17 protein-coding genes are annotated in these 17971 nt (G+C 73.1%); 6 read left to right on the forward strand and 11 right to left on the reverse strand.

Translation table 11 applies throughout. The features are described from left to right. Positions 1–141 precede the first annotated feature (141 nt). Genes AB0D44_RS27510 through AB0D44_RS27520 form a run of 3 tightly spaced genes read right to left on the reverse strand, consistent with a single transcriptional unit; the run spans position 142 to position 2756 of the window. The gene (locus AB0D44_RS27510; protein WP_362595731.1) at positions 142–1002 is read right to left on the reverse strand and encodes a DMT family transporter; all 861 of its coding nucleotides are present in this window, start codon (positions 1000–1002) and stop codon (positions 142–144) included. A gap of 27 nt (positions 1003–1029) precedes the next feature. Then, a complete protein-coding gene (locus AB0D44_RS27515) occupies positions 1030–1851 on the reverse strand; it encodes an alpha-L-glutamate ligase (RefSeq protein WP_362595733.1) in 822 nt (273 codons plus the stop codon). After that, positions 1848–2756 carry a hypothetical protein gene (locus AB0D44_RS27520; RefSeq protein ID WP_362595735.1) on the reverse strand — a complete coding sequence of 303 codons (909 nt, stop codon included), beginning with the start codon at positions 2754–2756 and terminating at the stop codon, positions 1848–1850. The genes AB0D44_RS27515 and AB0D44_RS27520 overlap by 4 nt, the downstream gene beginning before the upstream one ends. 206 nt (positions 2757–2962) lie before the next feature. Between AB0D44_RS27520 and AB0D44_RS27525 the strand changes: the two genes are divergently transcribed. Further along, positions 2963–3694: a hypothetical protein gene (locus AB0D44_RS27525; protein WP_362595736.1), complete on the forward strand. Its 732-nt coding sequence runs from the start codon at positions 2963–2965 to the stop codon at positions 3692–3694. A gap of 422 nt (positions 3695–4116) precedes the next feature. Here AB0D44_RS27525 and AB0D44_RS27530 read toward each other — a convergent pair whose 3' ends face one another. From AB0D44_RS27530 to AB0D44_RS27540, 3 genes are all read right to left on the reverse strand, one after another. Continuing rightward, entirely contained in the window at positions 4117–4839 is a 723-nt protein-coding gene (locus tag AB0D44_RS27530; RefSeq protein ID WP_362595738.1) for a zf-HC2 domain-containing protein, read from the reverse strand. Next, positions 4836–5447 (reverse strand): sigma-70 family RNA polymerase sigma factor, encoded by a 612-nt coding sequence (locus tag AB0D44_RS27535; protein ID WP_362595740.1) that lies wholly within the window; start codon positions 5445–5447, stop codon positions 4836–4838. Before AB0D44_RS27535 ends, AB0D44_RS27530 begins: the two co-directional genes overlap by 4 nt. A 94-nt stretch (positions 5448–5541) precedes the next feature. Then, positions 5542–6540: a DUF1996 domain-containing protein gene (locus AB0D44_RS27540; protein WP_362595742.1), complete on the reverse strand. Its 999-nt coding sequence runs from the start codon at positions 6538–6540 to the stop codon at positions 5542–5544. A gap of 136 nt (positions 6541–6676) precedes the next feature. Between AB0D44_RS27540 and AB0D44_RS27545 the strand changes: the two genes are divergently transcribed. The 3 genes from AB0D44_RS27545 to AB0D44_RS27555 all read left to right on the forward strand — a co-directional run bounded on the left by AB0D44_RS27545 (position 6677) and on the right by AB0D44_RS27555 (position 12575). Then, positions 6677–7447, forward strand: a complete 771-nt coding sequence (locus tag AB0D44_RS27545) for a DUF1838 family protein (protein ID WP_362595808.1) — start codon at positions 6677–6679, stop codon at positions 7445–7447. 370 nt (positions 7448–7817) lie between these two features. Continuing rightward, a complete protein-coding gene (locus tag AB0D44_RS27550; RefSeq protein WP_362595810.1) occupies positions 7818–9569 on the forward strand; it encodes a S8 family serine peptidase in 1752 nt (583 codons plus the stop codon). A gap of 225 nt (positions 9570–9794) precedes the next feature. Continuing rightward, a complete protein-coding gene (locus tag AB0D44_RS27555) occupies positions 9795–12575 on the forward strand; it encodes a LuxR family transcriptional regulator (RefSeq protein ID WP_362595744.1) in 2781 nt (926 codons plus the stop codon). Between the two features lie 115 nt (positions 12576–12690). Here AB0D44_RS27555 and AB0D44_RS27560 read toward each other — a convergent pair whose 3' ends face one another. From AB0D44_RS27560 to AB0D44_RS27570, 3 genes are all read right to left on the reverse strand, one after another. After that, positions 12691–13581 (reverse strand): glycoside hydrolase family 19 protein, encoded by an 891-nt coding sequence (locus AB0D44_RS27560; protein ID WP_362595812.1) that lies wholly within the window; start codon positions 13579–13581, stop codon positions 12691–12693. Positions 13582–13761: 180 nt separating this feature from the next. Next, the gene (locus tag AB0D44_RS27565; protein WP_362595745.1) at positions 13762–14172 is read right to left on the reverse strand and encodes a rodlin; all 411 of its coding nucleotides are present in this window, start codon (positions 14170–14172) and stop codon (positions 13762–13764) included. A 173-nt stretch (positions 14173–14345) separates the two neighbouring features. Next, a complete protein-coding gene (locus tag AB0D44_RS27570) occupies positions 14346–14537 on the reverse strand; it encodes a DUF5302 domain-containing protein (RefSeq protein WP_362595747.1) in 192 nt (63 codons plus the stop codon). Positions 14538–14784: 247 nt separating this feature from the next. Between AB0D44_RS27570 and AB0D44_RS27575 the strand changes: the two genes are divergently transcribed. Continuing rightward, on the forward strand, positions 14785–16146 hold the full coding sequence (locus AB0D44_RS27575; protein ID WP_362595749.1) for an FAD-dependent oxidoreductase: 1362 nt from the start codon (positions 14785–14787) through the stop codon (positions 16144–16146). Between the two features lie 248 nt (positions 16147–16394). Further along, positions 16395–17057 (forward strand): NAD(P)-binding domain-containing protein, encoded by a 663-nt coding sequence (locus AB0D44_RS27580; protein WP_362595751.1) that lies wholly within the window; start codon positions 16395–16397, stop codon positions 17055–17057. A 56-nt stretch (positions 17058–17113) separates the two neighbouring features. Here the strand turns inward: AB0D44_RS27580 and AB0D44_RS27585 are convergent, their stop codons facing one another. Together AB0D44_RS27585 and AB0D44_RS27590 are read right to left on the reverse strand one after the other, a co-directional pair. Then, a complete protein-coding gene (locus AB0D44_RS27585) occupies positions 17114–17320 on the reverse strand; it encodes a cold shock domain-containing protein (RefSeq protein ID WP_362595753.1) in 207 nt (68 codons plus the stop codon). Positions 17321–17413: 93 nt separating this feature from the next. After that, positions 17414–17923 (reverse strand): DUF664 domain-containing protein, encoded by a 510-nt coding sequence (locus tag AB0D44_RS27590; RefSeq protein WP_362595754.1) that lies wholly within the window; start codon positions 17921–17923, stop codon positions 17414–17416. Positions 17924–17971: the final 48 nt, after the last annotated feature.

Here is a 17971-nt window from a genome sequence, read left to right on the forward strand (position 1 = left end):
AGTACGTCCAGTACGGGGGCATCCGGCCGGCACGCCGAGAGCACGCACCGGACACCGCTCCTTCACCACGGACCTCCGTCAGACACCCCCTAGTGCTCTGACTCCCGCCCGCAGTCGCCCTCCCCTCGACCGCCCCGTGGGCTACCCCGCCCCCTCCGGGACTGCGGCCCGGGCCAGGGCCAGTACCCCCGCGCAGATCAGGGCCAGGCCCAGCAGCTGGGGCAGCAGCCACCACTGGGCCCGCAGGTGTTCCTCGTACAGGAGCACGCCCAGCGCCACGCTCACGCTTGCGTCCCCGAGGGTCAGCGCGGGCTGCGAGGCGACCAGCGGACCGCCCTGCATGGCGTGTTCGAGCATGAGCAGCGCGCAGACGCCGCTCGCGGCGAAGGCGTACGTCTCCCAGGTGGTCAGGAAGGCGCCGAGGCCGCCCTCGTCGAGGACGTGCATGGCGGACTTCATCAGGGCGGCGGTCAGTGCATAGGACACGGCGGTGGCCGCGCCCAGGCACCCGGCCCGCATCCGCCCGGGCGGCCGGCGCAGGCCGGCCACCGCCAGCAGGGCCACCGCCGCCCCGCACACGGCCAGGCCCAGCACCCACCGGTCGAGCGGGACGTCCGTACGGTTCCCCTCGGGCGAGGCGGCCACCAGCACGATCCCGAGCCCGGCCACCACCCCCGCCACGGCCAGCCACAGGGCCCCCGGCAGCCGGGTCCGCGCCATCAGCGAGGCGATCAGCAGCGCGAGCGGCAGCTCCAGGACGAACAGCGGCTGTACGAGGGCCAGCGGGCCCGTGGCGAGGGCGAGGGCCTGTCCGACCCCGGCCGCGACCACGGCGAGGATCCCGGCGATCCACAGCGGCCGCCGCAGCAGGTCGAGGACGAGCCCGAACCGGAAGCCGTCGCTCTGCGGCACGGTGAGCGCGGCCCGCCGCTGGAGCACGGTCGCCAGGGCGTTGCTGAGCGCCGCGAACAGCGCGAAGAAGACCGGCAGGACGAGGCCCATGCCCCGATCCTCACCGATCCCGCGGCCTCAAGGCGCCGCGACACTCCCGGACGTCCCGGCGCCCGCCCGGCGCAGGGCCAGGGCCGCCAGTGCCCCGGGGGCCCCCTCCTGGCCCCGGATGCCGGGGAAGGCGTTGACGTCCACGATCAGGGGCCTGCCGCCACCGGCGTCGATGATGTCCACGCCGTAGACGTCCAGCGCGAAGGCCGCGCCGGTCGCCCGCACCAGATCGGCCCAGCCGGCGGGCACGCCGGCCCGGGCCGGCGGCCGGGCGGGCCCGGGCCCGCCGGGCGACAGTTCGGAGCGGCGCAGGGCCGCGAAGACCTGGTCCCCGATCGCCCACAGTTTGTGGTCCCAGCCGCTGTTGGGCGCGAAATCCTGCACCACCACCGGCTCGCCCGGCCACCGCGCCGCCAACTCCCGCAGTCCCGCGGCGTCGTCCACCCGCGCCACCAGGTCGCCGCGGCGGCTGAACCGGCTCTTGACCACCATGGGGAAGGGCGGCGACCCGCCGGAGTCCACCCACGCGCAGAGCGGGCCCACGGTACGGGTCGGGGCGAACGGCAGCCCGGCCCGCAGGGCCAGCTCTGCCATCACCGTACGGTCCTGGCACCGGGAGGTCGCCGCCGCCGTGTTGACCACGGGTGCGCCCCGCTCCTCCAGGTGCCGGGCCAGATCCAGGGCCTGCGGAGTGCGGGACTTCAGCAGGTACACATCGGCCGGCGGTCCGGGCACGCCTCGTGCCGTCCTCGGGTCGAGCGCCTCGACGAGGTGGTCCGGCGCCAGCAGGGCCGCGGTGGCGGCCAGCAGCGGATGCCCCGGTTCCGGAGTGATCAGACCGATCCTCACGCGCCGTCCACCGCCCCCGCCGACAGGTGCGCCGGTACCGAGAGCGGCAGGGGCGCGTACGGCCGCGGCGACGGCACCGACGGGGGCGGGGACCCTCCCGCGCGCGCCAGGTCCAGCACCGCCCGGGCCACCCGCGCGGCCGCGTCGGGCACCTGACGGAAACTCGGGAAGTCGTTCACGTCGACGACCACGGGCCCCTCGGGACCCAGCAGCACGTCCACCCCGTACAGGTCGAGCCCGTACACCGCCCCCACCTGCGCGGCGATCGCCGCGACCTCGGCCGACAGCGGCACGCGGCGCTCGCGCACCGCCGGGTCGGGGTGCAGCGGGGAGCACCGCTCGGTCGCGAACAGCTCCCCGCCGACCGCGTACACCTTGATGTCGGTGCCCGAGTTGGGCACGTACGGCTGGGCGATGAGCAGGCCCTCGCCGGCCAGGACGGGCAGCATCGCCGCCAGCCGCTCCGGCGAGGACACCAGGTGGACGGCCCGTCCGGCGCTCCCGTCGGCCGGCTTGACGACGAGCGGGTACTCGGCCGCCGGTATCTCCCGCAGCAGCTCGGGGCGGGCAGCCGCGTAGGTCGGCGGCAGCGGGAGCCCCCGGGCGCGGCCGATGGCGGCGGCCAGCGCCTTGTCCCGCACGCCGCGGATACAGCGGGCGTCGTTGACCGTGGTCAGCCCGGCGGCGGCCGCTGCCTCGAGCAGGGTCAGGCCGGGGCCGCCGGAGACGGTCTTGAGCACCCAGGCGTCGTGGGAACCCGCGCGCACCGCCTCGGTCATGGACAGCAGCGAGCCCCCCGGCCGCACCACGTCGACCCGGTGCCCCCACGCGGTCAACTGCCGGATCACCTCGTTCGGCATGCCGTCGTGGCGGTAGTGCTCCTCCACCAGGAAGCAGAGCCTCATGGACCATCCCCATATTCCCCGGACGTCCGCCGATCCCGTCCGGCGAGTTGTGACGTCACAGGATGTCATGGACCGCAATGTGATGATCGGTCCGCCTCGGCCGGTTCGGGCGGCCATCTGCCCCTGCGGGCTGCGGCGGGGCGGGGCGGGCGGGAGCGCGGGATATTCGCATGTGCGGGCGGACCCGGCTCCTGTAGGTTCATGCCGTGCCGAAGCTGAATCAGATCATCGCAGTCGAAAAGGGCGTCAAGTCCAAGTCCCTCCAGGAGCTTTCGCAGGCTCACCACGACGTCCAGAAGCCCGCCCTGCTGGCCGGTATATCCCGGACCTACCAGCCCAAGGACGAGGAGGGCGAGCAGCTGCCGCCCGAGTCCACGCGGGTCCAGGTCAAGGCGGAGGACGTGCTGCGGGCGACGGCCGGCACGCTCACGCGGCTGTTCGACGTGACGGCGACGAAGGACTGGGCGAACCGCACCGCGGCCGCCGACGTCGTCGTGGACGGCAGGGTCCTGCTGGCCCAGGTGCCCGTCCCCTACCTGCTCTTCCTCGAGAAGCAGCTCACCGACCTGCACACCTTCGTGCGGAAGCTGCCGGTGCTGGACGCGTCCGAGTCCTGGAACCTGGACCCGTCCACGGACTCCTGGAAGACGGACCCGGTACGCACGATCCGCACCAGGAAGGTGCCGCGCAACCACGTCAAGGCCGAGGCCACCGAGAAGCACCCCGCGCAGGTCGAGGTCTACTACGAGGACGTTCCGGTCGGGTACTGGACGACGGTGAAGTTCTCCGGGGCGCTGCCGGCCCGGCGCGTGAACGAGCTGCTCGACCGCGTGGAAAAGCTCCAGCAGGCCGTCAAGTTCGCCCGCGAGGAGGCCAACGGCGCTGAGGTCACCGACCAGCGGGTCGGGGACGCGGTGTTCGGCTACCTGTTCGGGTAGCCCTGAAATCTCCCCCTGTATGTCTGCAGGGGGTGCGCGAGAGCGCAAGCTGAAACTGATGTTGAAGCTGAACAGGGGTGTCAGTTGGGGGTTCGAATCCCTCCCCCGGCCTTGCGGGCCGGGGTGGCCCAAGCCCGGCAGAGGCGGCCCCGTAAATCTCAGATTCTCGCTCCAGTCTCAGTATTCGCCGCCGAACACCGGATCGACCGAGCGCGGACGATCACCGACGGATGGGGGTTCAAGTCCCTCCTGCGCCTCTCCTCGTGGCGCGGTAGTTCAATGGCAGAACACGTCGGTCTCACTATGATCCGCGGCTCTTAAACGCCGCCGGTGTGCGCAATTGGGTGGCAAGCAGGGGCCCGGGAGCTGGACATGCTCCCGGGCCCTGTCACGTCCGCGCCCCGACGGTCCGGAGCGACCGGCTACACCGGAACGGACACGAACGGCTTGCCCGCCTCGTTCTCGACCAGGACCGCCTGCACGTTCGCCGGATCCACGGCCGCCGAGCCGTCCAGCGACGCGCCCTTGCCCTCGCCGTTCTGCCGGCCGACCACCCAGCCGCCCGCGGTGGTGCGCGTACCGTCCTTGGCGACCACGACCAGCCGGCACCGCTCGCCCGGCGGCACGCCCGTGACCGCGGCGTGCACCCGGACCCACTGGGCGGCGGGCGTCATCTGCACGGTCATCCGGGCACCGGTGACCGGATCGGTGGCCGAGGCCACCTTCGTCCCGGGCGCGGGCGGCGAGGGAGCCGTCGACGCCGTCGGGGAGGGCTGGGGCAGCGCCACCGCCCCCGGATCGCCGGAACCCAGCTGCGCACCGGCCCAGAACACGGCGGCCAGCGACGCCGCCGCGGCCAGTCCCGCGAGTCCCGCCCGCCGGCGCCGCTCGCCGGCCCGCTCACCGCGCAGCTGCCGCAGGGTGCGCTGGAGCAGCAGGTCGCCGCCCTGCGGCGGCCCGTCGAGGAACGCCTCCTCGGGGACCTCGCCCAGCGCCGCCTCCATCTCGCGCAACGCGGCCACCTCCTCCCTGCACTGCACGCACCCGCCGATGTGTTCCTCGACCCGGCGGACCTCCGTCGGATCCAGGACGCCGAGCACGTACGGGCCGAGCTGTTCTTCCTCCTCGTGCCGCTGCCGGTTCATGCCACCACCTCACGCAGTCCGGCGGGCTGCTGGGGCGGCCTGCCCGGTCGTTTGCCTCGTCTGGAAGCGCCGTTCCCGGCGCCGTGGTCCCGGAAGACGTCGCGCAGGGCCTTGAGCGCGTAGTGCGCACGCGATTTGACCGTTCCGGCCGGGATGCCGAGGCTGTCGGCGGCCTCCGCGACGCTGAGCTGGCGGTAGTACAACTCCTTCAGCACGTCCCGGTGTTCCGGCGACAGCCGGTCGAGCGCCCCCAGCACCGTCATCGCGTCCACCACGGAATCGGCGTGGTCCTCCTCCACCGGGGGAGCGGCCGCAGCCCCGGAGACCTCCGGCGGTCGTGCAGCCCTGGCCCGGTAGCGGTCGGTGATGATGTTGCGGGCCACCGTGAGCAGCCAGCCCCGCACCGAGCCCTTTCCGTTCACCAGGACCTCGGAGTGCCGCCAGGCCCGGATCAGCGTCTCCTGGACGACGTCCTCGGCGGCGGCCCGGTCACCGGTCAGCCGGGTGGCGTACGCGAGCAGGGCGTGGCCGTGCTCCTCGTACACCGACCTGATCAGTGCTTCATCGGTCGAGCCCCGCCGAGTGCGGGGCCACAGTGGTCCGGCCATCTCACCCTCTCCGTCTTCCTCGCTTGCGTGGTGCGGTCGGAACACGCCGCCGGGACGGAGCCGGTTCATGTGATGTGCGTCACTCGCGAGGCGGTCACATGTGGCAGGCGCGGCCTTCGTTGAGGCAGGACACGACCGCGGCCATCTGCTCCTCGGTCATCGCGTTCACGAACATGCCGTGGTCCGTCTTCGGGCTGTGCCGCTGTTCGGGGAAGGAATCCAGGGCGAGGGGAGCGTCCGCGGGGACCTCGTAGGACAGGGAGAGGCGCAGCTCGGGCACGGGGAAGGTGCGCGGAGGGCAGACGCCGCCCGCGGCGGGGAACTTCAAGTGCGAGCGGGGTTGCTCACCGGCGGTGTCCAGGCCGTTCCAGCAGCTCGGAAAGACCAGGGTGCGCGTGACGGAGTCCCCCTCGGGGCAGCGCGGATAGCGGGTGGTGGTCCGGTCCGGGGCGCTGGAGCAGCCCCAGCGGGCCCGGACGTCGGCGTCGCTGTCCGCCGTGTACGCGACGGCGTCGCCGGTCATCCCGCGCAGGAAGCGCGGCATCGCCACCACCTTGCTCACCGGACTTCCGCGGAACTCCACCCGTACCGAGGCCTCCGGCAGGATCCGCCCGGCGTTGCCGTGCCCGGCCGAGCCCTCGTGCGGGCGTGTTCCGGGCCGGTCCGGGCGCCGCAGGACGGGCCAGTAGTACGTCGACCGGTCGCCGCCGCGGCAACTGGTCGCGGCCGCGTCCAGGGAGGCGTCGGTCGACATCGCGTCCGTGGACAGGTTCCCCACGTACGCGTGCGTGTGGTGGGCGCCCGCCGGCAGGCCGGGCGAGACCACCAGGTTGTCCTCGTTGTAGTGGCCCTCCGCGTTGCGTCCGCAGTCCACCACCACCGAACCGGCCGAACCCTCGGCTCCCGGGGCCGGGTCGGGCTCGGACGCGGGGGGAACGTCGCGCAGGTCCGCGTAGTCGGAAGGGGCCGGGCCGGCGCCCGCCGCCTGCGGGTGCGGACCGGCCGCCCGCGAGGCCCCCAGGACGGCGGCGAGCAGGCCGCCGCCCAGGACCAGGCAGAGGGCGAGAGCGAGCAGGCGGCGTTCTTTCCCCATGGCGGTCACGGTCGCCGGTGGCGCCACCCGAGTCAACCCGGCGTCCGGAGGGTGAACGGCGCCGCCGGCCCGCTCCGCGGGGCGTCCTTGCCGCTGCGCACACCGGCCGCGCACAGTACGGCGTATGACACCCGAGATGACGCCCGCCGAGCTGCTGCACGCCTTCGCCCGCACCCGCGCCTCCCTCGACGGCGCCGAGGTGACCTTCTGGTGGACGGGCGACGTCCACACCTGGGCCCCCGGAGAGCCCCACCGGCGGCTCTTCGGCTTCGAAGGGCTGAACGTCGCCCGGCTGGTCCCGGACGAGGAGACCGGCGGCTTCCGGCTGCTGGCCAGGGAGGCCGCCTTCTACCTGGACCCCCTGACCCGGGAGATCCTGGACACCTGGGAGGGCCGGCCGGTGGTGCACGTCTGGAACGATCCCGCCCACCAGAAGCTGCGTCCGTTCCCCGTCCCGCTGACCGAGCTCGGCGACCAGGTCTGCTTCAGCCTGGAGATCCCGCTGGCCTACCCCTCGCCGCTGCCCGTCGCCCACTACCCGGCGCACTCGGCCGACGACACCTACCGGGCGCTGGAGCTCTTCCAGTTCTTCGCGCCCGCCTCCGTCCTGCACACGGACGCGCCCAGCGTGCCGGCCACGATGTCCTGGACCCGGATGTCGCCCTGGCTGCCCTGGATGGAACAGGGGCAGCGGCCCGGCGGCCTCACCTTCCACTGCCGCGGCCGCAAACTCGGCTCCTACGCGGAGGTTCCCGAGCGCACCCGCGCCCACATCGCCGCCCAGCACCCCGAATTCGCCCGTTCCCCGGACAAATGGTCCGAGCCGAACGAGACCAGCTGGACGTACTTCCGCAAGCTCTTCCCGCCCCGCGGGGGCGCCGGGGACGCCGCCGGCGCCAGCTCCTGAGTGTCCGGCGGGGGAGCGGCAGGGAGCGGACAAGGGTTTTCCCCGTATCGCGTTCATCCCCGCTTTGCCTACTGTCTGCCCATCGGCGATCTTCCCCTGACCCGACGGCCCACACGCCAACCCCACATGGCATGATGCCGTCCCATCAGGGGGAATCTTCGGTACCGCCGTTGCCCCGCCCCGCCGTCGAGGCCGGGGCAACGTGGCGCGCGGCGGCGGCCGGGGCGAGTTCGACCAGCTCGCTCCCGGTCCCGCGGCCGCCGGTCACCTCCCACACTGCACCGACCGGCCGCTCCGGCCTGCCCGGAATCGGCCCGCGAAAGGGAACTTCGTGCACGCATCGAGACGCAGGCTCATATCCGTGGTGGCGATGTCCGTCACCCTGCTCGCCGGCTCCGCCACCGCCTCCGTGGCCGTCGCGGCCGACGTTCCGGCGCCGTCCGCCGAGACCGCCGCCACCGCCCCGGTCGAGAACCTCATCGTCGGATACAAGACCTCTGCTTCCGAGGCCAGTTCCAACACCGCGGCCGCCGACGACGCCGCGGCCAAGGGCAAGAAGGCCGGCAAGAAGGCGAAGTTCGACCGCCGCCTCGGCACCGGAGCGGCCCTGGTCAGCCTCGGCTCGGCCACCGCCCCCGCCGACGCCGCCAAGGTGATGGCCCAGTTCCGTGCCGACCCGGACGTCGCCTACGTCGAGGTCGACGCCCGCGCCTACGCGATGGCCACACCGAACGACACCGAGTACGCCAAGCAGTGGGACCTCTTCGAGCCCACCGCCGGCATGAACGTTCCTGCTGCCTGGGACAAGACCACCGGCTCCGGCGTCACCGTCGCCGTGATCGACACCGGCTACGTCGCCCACTCGGACGTCGCCGCGAACGTGGTCGCCGGCTACGACTTCATCAGCAGCTCCTCCTCCGCCCGTGACGGCAACGGCCGTGACAGCAACCCCGCGGACGAGGGCGACTGGAACGCCACCGACGGCGAGTGCGGAGTGGGCTCCAAGGCCAGCAACTCCTCCTGGCACGGCACCCACGTGGCGGGCACCATCGCCGCGGCCACCAACAACGGCAAGGGCGTCGCGGGCATCGCGTACAACGCGAAGATCCAGCCCGTGCGCGTGCTCGGCAAGTGCGGCGGCTCGACCTCCGACATCGTCGACGCCATCACCTGGGCCTCCGGCGGCTCCGTCGCGGGCATCCCGGCGAACGCCACCCCCGCCAAGGTCATCAACATGAGCCTCGGCGGCTCGGGCGCCTGCACCGCGACCTACCAGAACGCCATCAACGCCGCCGTCGCCCGCGGTACGACCGTCGTCGTCGCCGCCGGCAACAGCAACTCCGACGCGGCCGGCTTCTCGCCCGCCAGCTGCAACAACGTGATCAACGTGGCCGCCAGCAACCGCACCGGCGACCGCTCCTTCTACTCCAACTACGGCGCGAGCATCGACGTCGCCGCCCCGGGCGGTGAGACCCGCCGCGGTACCGACACCCCCGGTACCGTCACCACCCCCGAGAACGGCATCCTCTCCACGCTGAACGCGGGCACCACCACCCCCGGCGCCGAGATCTACAAGCCCTACCAGGGCACCAGCATGGCCGCCCCGCACGTCGCGGGCCTCGCCGCGCTCGTGGTCGCCGCCAAGCCCTCGCTGACCCCGGCCCAGATCGAGGCGGCGATCAAGAACAACACCCGCCCGCTGGCCGGCGTCTGCTCCGGCGGCTGCGGCACCGGTCTCGCCGACGCGACCGCCACGGTCAACGCCGTGACGACCACCACGCCCCCGGCCCTCGAGAACGGCACGGACTACACCATCGGTGACAACACCACCGTGGAGAGCCCGATCACCGTCACCGGGAAGACCGGCAACGCCCCGGCCACCCTCAAGGTGGGCGTGAACATCGTGCACACCTACATCGGTGACCTGAAGGTCGACCTGATCGCCCCGGACGGCTCGGTGTACAACCTGCACAACCGCACCGGCTCGGGCACCGACAACATCAACCAGACCTACACCGTCAACGCCTCCTCCGAGGTCGCGAACGGCACCTGGAAGCTGCGGGTCAACGACAACGCCGGCGGCGACACCGGCAAGATCGACTTCTGGAACCTGACCTTCTGATCAGATTCCGCTTCGCCCGCCAACTCGGCCTGACAGGCCGATAGTACGGACCAAGCCCACGCCGCGGACCCGCTGATACACCGTGTATCGGCGGGTCCGACGGCTTTTCGCGTCACCTGGCTGATTTCTGCGTCACAATCCGTGTCCACTCGGCATCCGACCTCGTATTGTCGCGTCTCACAGGAATGGCACAGGAGCTGGGGACCGAGAGGCTGGTGGCTGTGCGTGGTGGCGGCGACGGGGAACGCTGACACGAGCGTCGGACAGGACGAACTGGTCGAAGCGGTCGACCGCGCGCTGAACGCGCACGGCCGGGCGCTGCTCACCGGCCCCGCCGGCGCGGGCAAGACGGAGGTCGTACGCGCCGTCGCGGCGGCCGCCGCGACGCGCCGCGAGACGGTGCTGCGCCTGGCACCCGAGGCCGCCGACCAATGGATACCCGAGGCCTCCGCCGCGGCCCTGCTGGCCACGGTCCCCGGCGCCGCCCTCGAACGGCTCTCCGGCCCCCAGCGCACCGCCATCGCCCTCCTGTGCCGCGAGGCGGACGCTCCCCGCGCCGGCCGCGACCACGTCGCGCTGCGCCTCGCGGTCCTCGAGGTGCTCCGTACGCTCGCCGACCGCCACCCCGTCCTGCTCGTCCTCGACAACGCCCAGTGGCTCGACGCCGAGAGCACCGACCTGCTCCGCTTCGCGCTGCGCCTGACCCCGCCCCGGGTCCGCGTCCTGGTCGCCGAATGCGTCCAGGGCGGCGCCCCGGTCGGCGAATCCCTCTGCGGTGCCGGCACGCCCGCGATCCGGGTGCCCCCGCTCGGCGCCGACGAGATCGCCGAACTCCTCGTCCGCCACGGCCTGCCCGCCCGCCTCGCCGGCCGCATCCACCAGGCCAGCGGCGGCAACCCGCGCCTGGCCCTCGCCCTCGGCCACTCCCTCGCCGAGGCCGCCGGGGCCCGCGACGGCGGCGCCCACCACGCCGACACCCTGCCCGTCTCCGGGCAGGCCCGCGAGGTGGCCCGCAGGCTGCTCGCCGAGGCCCCCGCCCAGGCCCGCCGCACCCTCCTGCTCGCCGCCCTGGCCGCCCGCCCCACCACCGCCCTGCTGCGCCGGGCCGGACGTCCCGACGCCGAAGCGGAGTTGGCCGAGGCGGAACGGGCCGCACTGGTCCGGGTGGCGGAGGACGGCAGCGTGGAGTTCACCGCCGGCGCCCTGCCCACCGCTCTCGCCGCCGACGCGGGCTGGCCCGAGCGCTCCGCCGGGCACGCCGCACTCGCCGAGGCGGTCGACGACCCCGTGCAGGCGGTCCGCCACCGGGCGCTGGCCGTGGACACCCCCGACCAGTGGCTCGCCGCGGAGATCACCGAGGCCGCCGCGGTCTGCCGCCGCCGCGGCCAGCGGGCCCTGGCCGCCGAACTCGGCCTGCTCGCCGCGGAACGGACCCCCTCCCACCTGGCCGGGGAGGAACTCGCCCGCCTCGTCACGGCCGCCGAGGACGCCGGCTGGGCCGGCCGCGCCGACCTCGCGCGCCGCGCCACCCGGGCCGTCCTGGCCCGCGACGCCTCGCCCGCCAGCCGGGTCCGGGCCCGGCTGGCGGTGATCGACGCCGCCGGGCAGGCACTGGGCGCCCTCGACGAGACCTTCGCGTGCGCCATGGCCGACGCCGCCGGGGACCCCTCGCTCGAGGCCGCGGTCCAGCTGCGGATCGCCTGGAAGCACAACCTCAGCGACGGCGACCCCGTCCGGTCGCGCGACGCCGCGGCCCGGGCCGGCGCCCTCGCCGCCCTCGGCGGGGACCAGGTCGCCGAGGCCATGGCCCTGACCGTACGGGCCCGCATGGGCCGCATCCTCGGGGATCCCGGCGCGGAGGCGATCCTGGCCGAGGCCCTCGCCCTGCCCGCCCCCGAGGTACCGCTCGGCATGCGCAACGCGCCGCAGTACCTCGCCGTACGGCACGCCCTCTTCGACGACCGCCTGGACGACGCCCGCAGGCAGCTGATGGTCCTGCTGCCCGCCGTCCAGCGCACCGGCTCCGCCGAGGACGTCTTCGAGGTCCTGCGCAGCCTCACGGAGGTCGAACTGCGCAGCGGCCGGTGCACGGCCGCCTCATCCCGCGCCCGCCAGGCCCTGGAGCTGACGATCGAGGCGGGCCTCTCGCCCGGGCCCGCCTGGTACGTCGCCGCGATGGCCGAGGCCAACGGCGGCAGCTTCGCCCGCGCCGCCGGATACGCCCGGCGCGGTATCCAGGCCTCCTACGAGGAGCACGACCAGGTCTTCCTCTCCCGCAGCCTGCACGCGCTCGGCCTGGTCGAACTGGCCACCGGCGAGGCGGCGAAGGCCGTCGCCACCCTGCGCCGGGTCGCCGAACTCGAAGCCGCCCAGAAGGTGGTGGACCCCTCGATCCTGCGCTGGCACGGGGAGCTGGCCGAGGCCCTGGTCGCGGCCGACGCGCCCGAGGAGGCCGCCCGGCTGCTCGACTCCGTGCGCACCGTCGCCCGCGGCCTCGGCCGCACCGGGGTCGTGGCGGCGCTCGACCGGGCCCGCGGCCTGTGCCTGTCGGCGCAGGGGGAGGCGGATGCGGCCGTCCAGCTCCTGGAGGCCACGGCGCAGCGGTTCGAGACCCTGCGGCTGCCGTTGGAGCGGGGCCGCACGCTGCTCGCGCTCGCCCGGGTGGAACGCCGCCGGCGCCGGCGCGCACCCGCCCGCGTCGCGCTCCTGGCCGCGGCCGAGGTGTTCGAGCGGGCCGGCGCCACTCCGTGGACCGAGCTCGCCCGGGAGCCGGCGGCGGGCGAGGGCGGCCGGCCCGAGGCGGCGGCCGCCGCCCTGACCGAGGCCGAGACCCGGCTGGCGCTGCTCGTCAGCCAGGGGGCCAGCAACCAGGAGGCCGCCGCGAAGCTGTTCCTCAGCGTCAAGACGGTGGAGGCCCGGCTGACCCGCATCTACCAGAAGCTCGATGTGCGCTCGCGGGCCCAGCTCGCCACCGCGCTGGCCACCGCACTGCGCGCCACGCGCTGAGCCCGCGGCGCGCAGTACGAGGTCGCCGGCGTACGAGGTCGCCGGCGTACGAGGCCGCCGGAGTACGAGGAAGCCGGAGTACGAGGAAGCCGGAGTACGGGGAAGCCCCGGCCGGTCAGCAGCCCAGGTTGCCGCCCGGTGTCACGCCCAGCAGCTGGGTGAAGCTCTGGTACTTCGAGATGCGGCTCTGGACCTGTGCGGGGTTGCCGCCGTTGCACTCCAGGGCGCCGTTGATGGAGCGGATGGTCTCGCCGAAGCCCGCGCCGTTCACCATGGCCGCGTGAGCGGTCATGGTGCCCGGGCCGTTCTGGGTGTTCCAGTACCAGAGCGCCGTCTTCATGGCGATCGCCGGGTTCCGCTCGACGAGGTACGGGTCGGCGAGGAGGTTGATGCCGAGCGCGTCGCCGGCCGCCTTGTAGTTGAAGTTCCAGCTCAGCTGGATGGGGCCGCGCCCGTAGTAGGCGGCCTGGCCGGCCGGGCACCCGTAGGGCCGGGTCGCGTCGCAGTAGTGGGGGTAGTTGGCCGTGTTCTGCTCGACGATGTGGACGAGTCCGCCGGTCTCGTGCGAGACGTTCGCGAGGAAGGCGGCGGCCTCGCGCCGCTTCACGGTGTCGTCGCCGGTGGTGGCGAAGCCGGGGTACGCGGAGAGGGCCGCGACCAGGCCGTCGTAGGTGTAGAAGGGGTTCCGGTTCGGGAACATCTGCTGGAACTGGGCCTCGGAGACCACGAATCCGGACGGGTTGCCGGGGTCCGGCTCCTGGCCCCCGCCGCCCCCGCAGGCACCCTGGTCGGACCACACGCCCCACTCCCCGGTGGTCCCGGGCGTCTCGCCCTGGGTCCACCACTTCGCCTGCCAGTTGTGCCCGTTGTGGGAGGCGCTCATGCCGCCCGTGTAGACGGCGGACGGGGCCCACGCACCCGCGCACGGGGCCGCTGCCGAGGCGGGGGAGGAGGGGAGGAGGAGGGCGAGCCCGAGGCCTGCCGTGGCGGTCGCGGCGGCGGCCAGCGAGAGGGCACGGCGGCGAAGCGCACGAATCACGTAACTGCTCCTTCAGTGGGGGGAGTTGCCGTGGGGGCGGCAACAGCGCCCACTGAAGCGAAATGGTCTGAACCTGTCAAGGTCTAGACCAAATGAAACGCGCCGACGCGGCATGCCGCGTCGGCGCGGAACCGGAGGACCGGAAGGTCAGCTGCCGGCGGAGAGGTTGCCCGAGAGGACCGGGATGTTGTCCAGGATGTGCGAGAGCGGCTCGTCGCCCTTGGCCTGGGTGGAGTTCTCGGCGCACTGCTGGTTCATCGGGTTGGCCAGGACGTTGATGTCCTCGACGCCGACGTTGACCAGGGCGAGGATCGACTGGACGTTGACCTTGGCCGGCAGGCCGATGCAGAGCTTGTTGGCGGTGCCCTGGACCAGGTTCGCCTGCGGGCTCATCTTGCCCCGGGTCTCCTGGTTGCCGTAGATCTGCGCGGCGCCGTTGCCGTTGACGGTGTTGGTGCCGCGGTCGTTGCCGATCGCCATCGCCGGGGTGGCTACGGCAGCGCCCGCACCCAGCACGGAGGCGGTGACCGCGGCGGTGGCCATGAACTTCTTGAGCATGTGGGGGATCCTTCTGTCGCACTGTCGCATGGATGGCTGCCCTCGGCGGGGGCGAGCTGATCAACTGCTCCAGGCGCTGCCGGTTATCCCCACTCACCCGAGTGGCCCAACGACGGGGCGGCGGCCCGGTCCCGCCGCCGTGGCGGCGAGACTGAGCTCCTCAGGCGTGAGGGTCAGCCGGTCTTGCGGCGGACCTTCTTGTTCTTGCCGCCGGGGCCGCTGCTGGCACCCTGGACCTTCGCGCGGGACTGGTGCGCCTGCTGGGAGTGGGCATTCGCGGCGTTGCGCTCCAGCGCCTCGCGGAACTTCCGCTTGGTCTCCTCGGCCGGAGATTCGTCCTGCGGGGTGTCTGCTTCGTCTGCCATGTGTCCTCCTGGGGTGATCAAGCCGTTCCAGTCTGTCAGCTGGCGTGCCCGCTGACCAGCGAGTTCCGCGGTGCGAGAGGGCGCCGGCGCGGGACTGCCCCGCCTCCAAGGACTGCTTGGAGAAGTCATAAGTTCCGCTGATGGGGTCATAAGGCGATACCGGGTGCTGGGTTAGGATTGCCTTAGTTTAGGGTTCCTTTTGATCACCAGTGATCCACTGTGCTGTCGCTCGAAGGGAACCTCTGCCATGCCTCGACCTCTGCGGGTAGCAATCGTCGGTGCCGGCCCCGCCGGGATCTACGCCGCCGACGCGCTGCTGAAGTCCGAGGCGGCAGCGGAGCCCGGTGTGTCCATAGACCTCTTCGAGAGGATGCCCGCGCCCTTCGGCCTCATCCGCTACGGCGTCGCCCCCGACCACCCGCGGATCAAGGGCATCGTCACCGCCCTGCACCAGGTGCTCGACAAGCCGCAGGTCCGGCTGTTCGGGAACGTCGACTACCCGAACGACATCAGCCTGGACGAGCTGCACTCCTTCTACGACGCCGTGATCTTCTCCACCGGCGCCACCGCCGACCGCGCCCTGGCCATCCCGGGTGTCGACCTCGACGGCTCCTACGGCGCCGCCGACTTCGTCTCCTGGTACGACGGCCACCCCGACGTCCCGCGCACCTGGCCGCTCCAGGCCGAGAAGGTCGCCGTGCTCGGCGTCGGCAACGTCGCCCTCGACGTGGCGCGGATCCTCGCCAAGACCGCCGACGAACTGCTGCCGACCGAGATCCCCCCGAACGTCTACGAGGGCCTGCAGGCCAACAAGGCCCTCGAGGTGCACGTCTTCGGGCGCCGCGGCCCCGCCCAGGCCAAGTTCAGCCCCATGGAACTGCGCGAGCTGGACCACTCGCCCACCATCGAGGTCATCGTCAACCCCGAGGACATCGACTACGACGAGGGCTCGATCACGACCCGCCGCTCCAACAAGCAGGCCGACATGGTGGCCAAGACCCTGGAGAACTGGGCGATCCGCGACATCGGGGACCGGCCGCACAAGCTGTTCCTGCACTTCTTCGAGTCGCCGACCGAGGTGCTCGGCGAGGACGGCAAGGTGGTCGGACTGCGCACCGAGCGCACGGAGCTCGACGGCACCGGCAACGTCAAGGGCACGGGCCGGTTCACCGACTGGGACGTCCAGTCCGTCTACCGCGCCGTCGGCTACCTCTCCGACGAGCTGCCCAAGCTCCCCTGGGACGTCGAGTCGGGCACGGTCCCGGACGAGGGCGGCCGCGTCATGGAGGCCGGCAGCCACCTGGCGTCGACCTATGTGACCGGCTGGATCCGGCGCGGTCCGGTCGGCCTGATCGGCCACACCAAGGGCGACGCCAACGAAACCGTTGCGAACCTGCTGGCCGACCATGCCGCGGGCCGGCTGCTCACCCCGGCCGCTCCCGCGCCGGAGGCCGTCGAGGCCTTCCTCGCCGAGCGCGCCGTCCGCTACACCACGTGGGAGGGCTGGCACCGGCTGGATGCGGCCGAGAAGGCACTGGGCGAGCCCCAGGGCCGCGAGCGGGTGAAGATCGTCGAGCGCGAGGAGATGCTCGAGGCCAGCGGAGCCTAGGAAGCGCAGCGCAGGGGGCGGCACCCGTACGGGTCCCGGCCCCCTGCGCGCGTGGACGGCTGCGGGGCCGGGCCATCGCCGGCGCGGGTCCGTCCGCGGCGGCCCCGGGTGCGCGCCCTGCGGGAGGTGGCCGGAACGCGCCTGTTCCTTCACCCGTCCGGAGGAAGTGCGCTCGCGGACGGAATGCCGTTCCCGGCGGGGGAGTTGGTACCAGCGCGAGACCTGGTCCCCTACGCACGGGAGAGCTCATGAAGATCGGCATCATCGGCGCGGGAAACATCGGCGGCAACCTCACCCGCCGCCTCACGGCCCTCGGGCACGAGGTGTCCGTGGCGAACTCGCGCGGCCCCCAGACCCTGACGGCCCTCGCCGAGGAGACCGGCGCCACCCCGGCCACCGTCGGCGAAGCGGCCCGCGGCGCCGAAGTCGTCGTGGTCACCGTCCCCTTCAAGAAGGTGCCGGACCTGCCCTCCGGCCTCTTCGACGGAGCCGCCCAGGGCTTCGCCGTCATCGACACCTGCAACTACTACCCCCGGCAGCGCGACGGCCGGATCGCCGGTGTCGAGGACGAGGGCCTGACCGAGAGCCGGTGGGTCGAGCGGCACCTCGGCCACCCCGTGATCAAAGCCTTCAACGGCACCTACGCCCAGGACATCCTCGACCGGCACCGCCCGGCGGGCGACCCGGAGCGGATCGCCCTGCCCGTCGCGGGCGACGACGAGGCGGCGAAGAAGACCGTCCGCGCCCTGATCGAGGAGCTCGGCTTCGACACCGTGGACGCGGGGGGCCTCGACGACTCCTGGCGCCAGCAGCCCGACACCCCCGTCTACGGGCTCCGCGAAGGCGTCGAAGGCGTCACCCGGGCACTGGCCGAGGCCTCTGCGGAGCGCAAGCCGGCCTTCCGGGGCTGACGAGGGGCCGGGGCCGGGGCCGAGCGCCCGGTCCAGCGCGTCGAGGCCGACGGTTGTCAGGGCCGGACGTGCCGGGCCGTCATGCGGCCCTGTCCCAGCTCGATGGTGAAGGTGACCTGCTGCTCCTCGGACAGGACCTGGGGATCGTGCTCTATGTCCTCCCGCTCGACGAAGACGGGCGCCGTCTCGCCGAGGGGGAGGATGAACCCGTACCCCCGGTCGCGGTTGTAGGACTGGACGAACCCTTTGACGCGCGGTTCCATCGTGCACCTCCCGTGCCACGAGGCTGCCGCAGCGGCCCGGGTACCGCCTTCCGGGCGATTCCGATCGGGTGAACGGGTGAGCGGCGGGCCCGCTCAGCCCCGTTCCAGCAGGCCCCGTACGAAGGCGGCCTGGCCGGCGTGCTGCAGATCGTCTGCCAGCACGCTGACCAGGCGCACGCCCAGGGTGACGGGTGGGTCCCAGCGCTCGTCGACCACCCGGTCGAGGTCCGCGGCGGCGAGTCCCCGCACGAAGCGCACGCTCTGCTCGTGGACCGCGTCGTAGTACCCCAGCAGCAGCTCGCCGGCCTGGACCTCGACCGATCCGGCCTGCCGGGCGGTGTGCCCGTATCCGGTCGAGCCGACGGGCAGGCCCAGGGCGAACCGGGCCGCCCAGCCCTGGGACTGCCAGACCTGCTCCCGTTCGGCGGCGTCCGCCACGTGGTCGTCCTGGATCCGGGTGAGGTGCCAGACGAGCCAGGTGATCGAGTTGGCCGCCGGGTCGACCCGCGCGTTGAGCCGCTCCGGGGGCAGCCCCTCGACGACCTCGTGCACGATCTCCCGGATGCGTCCGAATCCGTCGGCGATGACGTCCGTAGCCTTCATGCACCCACCATGCAAGGCGGCCCGGCCCGCCCGGCGCGAGCGACACGC

Source organism: Streptomyces sp. NPDC048349 (assembly GCF_040651925.1).
Lineage (GTDB): Bacteria > Actinomycetota > Actinomycetes > Streptomycetales > Streptomycetaceae > Streptomyces.

What these genes read in the sequence shown, in the direction of transcription:
- AB0D44_RS27510 (WP_362595731.1), bottom strand. Translation starts at nt 1,002, where the DNA reads ATGGGCCTCGTCCTGCCGGTCTTCTTCGCGCTGTTCGCGGCGCTCAGC.
- AB0D44_RS27520 (WP_362595735.1), bottom strand. Translation starts at nt 2,756, where the DNA reads ATGAGGCTCTGCTTCCTGGTGGAGGAGCACTACCGCCACGACGGCATG.
- AB0D44_RS27530 (WP_362595738.1), bottom strand. Translation starts at nt 4,839, where the DNA reads ATGAACCGGCAGCGGCACGAGGAGGAAGAACAGCTCGGCCCGTACGTG.
- AB0D44_RS27535 (WP_362595740.1), bottom strand. Translation starts at nt 5,447, where the DNA reads ATGGCCGGACCACTGTGGCCCCGCACTCGGCGGGGCTCGACCGATGAA.
- AB0D44_RS27540 (WP_362595742.1), bottom strand. Translation starts at nt 6,540, where the DNA reads ATGGGGAAAGAACGCCGCCTGCTCGCTCTCGCCCTCTGCCTGGTCCTG.
- AB0D44_RS27545 (WP_362595808.1), top strand. Translation starts at nt 6,677, where the DNA reads ATGACGCCCGCCGAGCTGCTGCACGCCTTCGCCCGCACCCGCGCCTCC.
- AB0D44_RS27550 (WP_362595810.1), top strand. Translation starts at nt 7,818, where the DNA reads ATGTCCGTCACCCTGCTCGCCGGCTCCGCCACCGCCTCCGTGGCCGTC.
- AB0D44_RS27565 (WP_362595745.1), bottom strand. Translation starts at nt 14,172, where the DNA reads ATGCTCAAGAAGTTCATGGCCACCGCCGCGGTCACCGCCTCCGTGCTG.
- AB0D44_RS27570 (WP_362595747.1), bottom strand. Translation starts at nt 14,537, where the DNA reads ATGGCAGACGAAGCAGACACCCCGCAGGACGAATCTCCGGCCGAGGAG.
- AB0D44_RS27575 (WP_362595749.1), top strand. Translation starts at nt 14,785, where the DNA reads ATGCCTCGACCTCTGCGGGTAGCAATCGTCGGTGCCGGCCCCGCCGGG.
- AB0D44_RS27580 (WP_362595751.1), top strand. Translation starts at nt 16,395, where the DNA reads ATGAAGATCGGCATCATCGGCGCGGGAAACATCGGCGGCAACCTCACC.
- AB0D44_RS27585 (WP_362595753.1), bottom strand. Translation starts at nt 17,320, where the DNA reads ATGGAACCGCGCGTCAAAGGGTTCGTCCAGTCCTACAACCGCGACCGG.
- AB0D44_RS27590 (WP_362595754.1), bottom strand. Translation starts at nt 17,923, where the DNA reads ATGAAGGCTACGGACGTCATCGCCGACGGATTCGGACGCATCCGGGAG.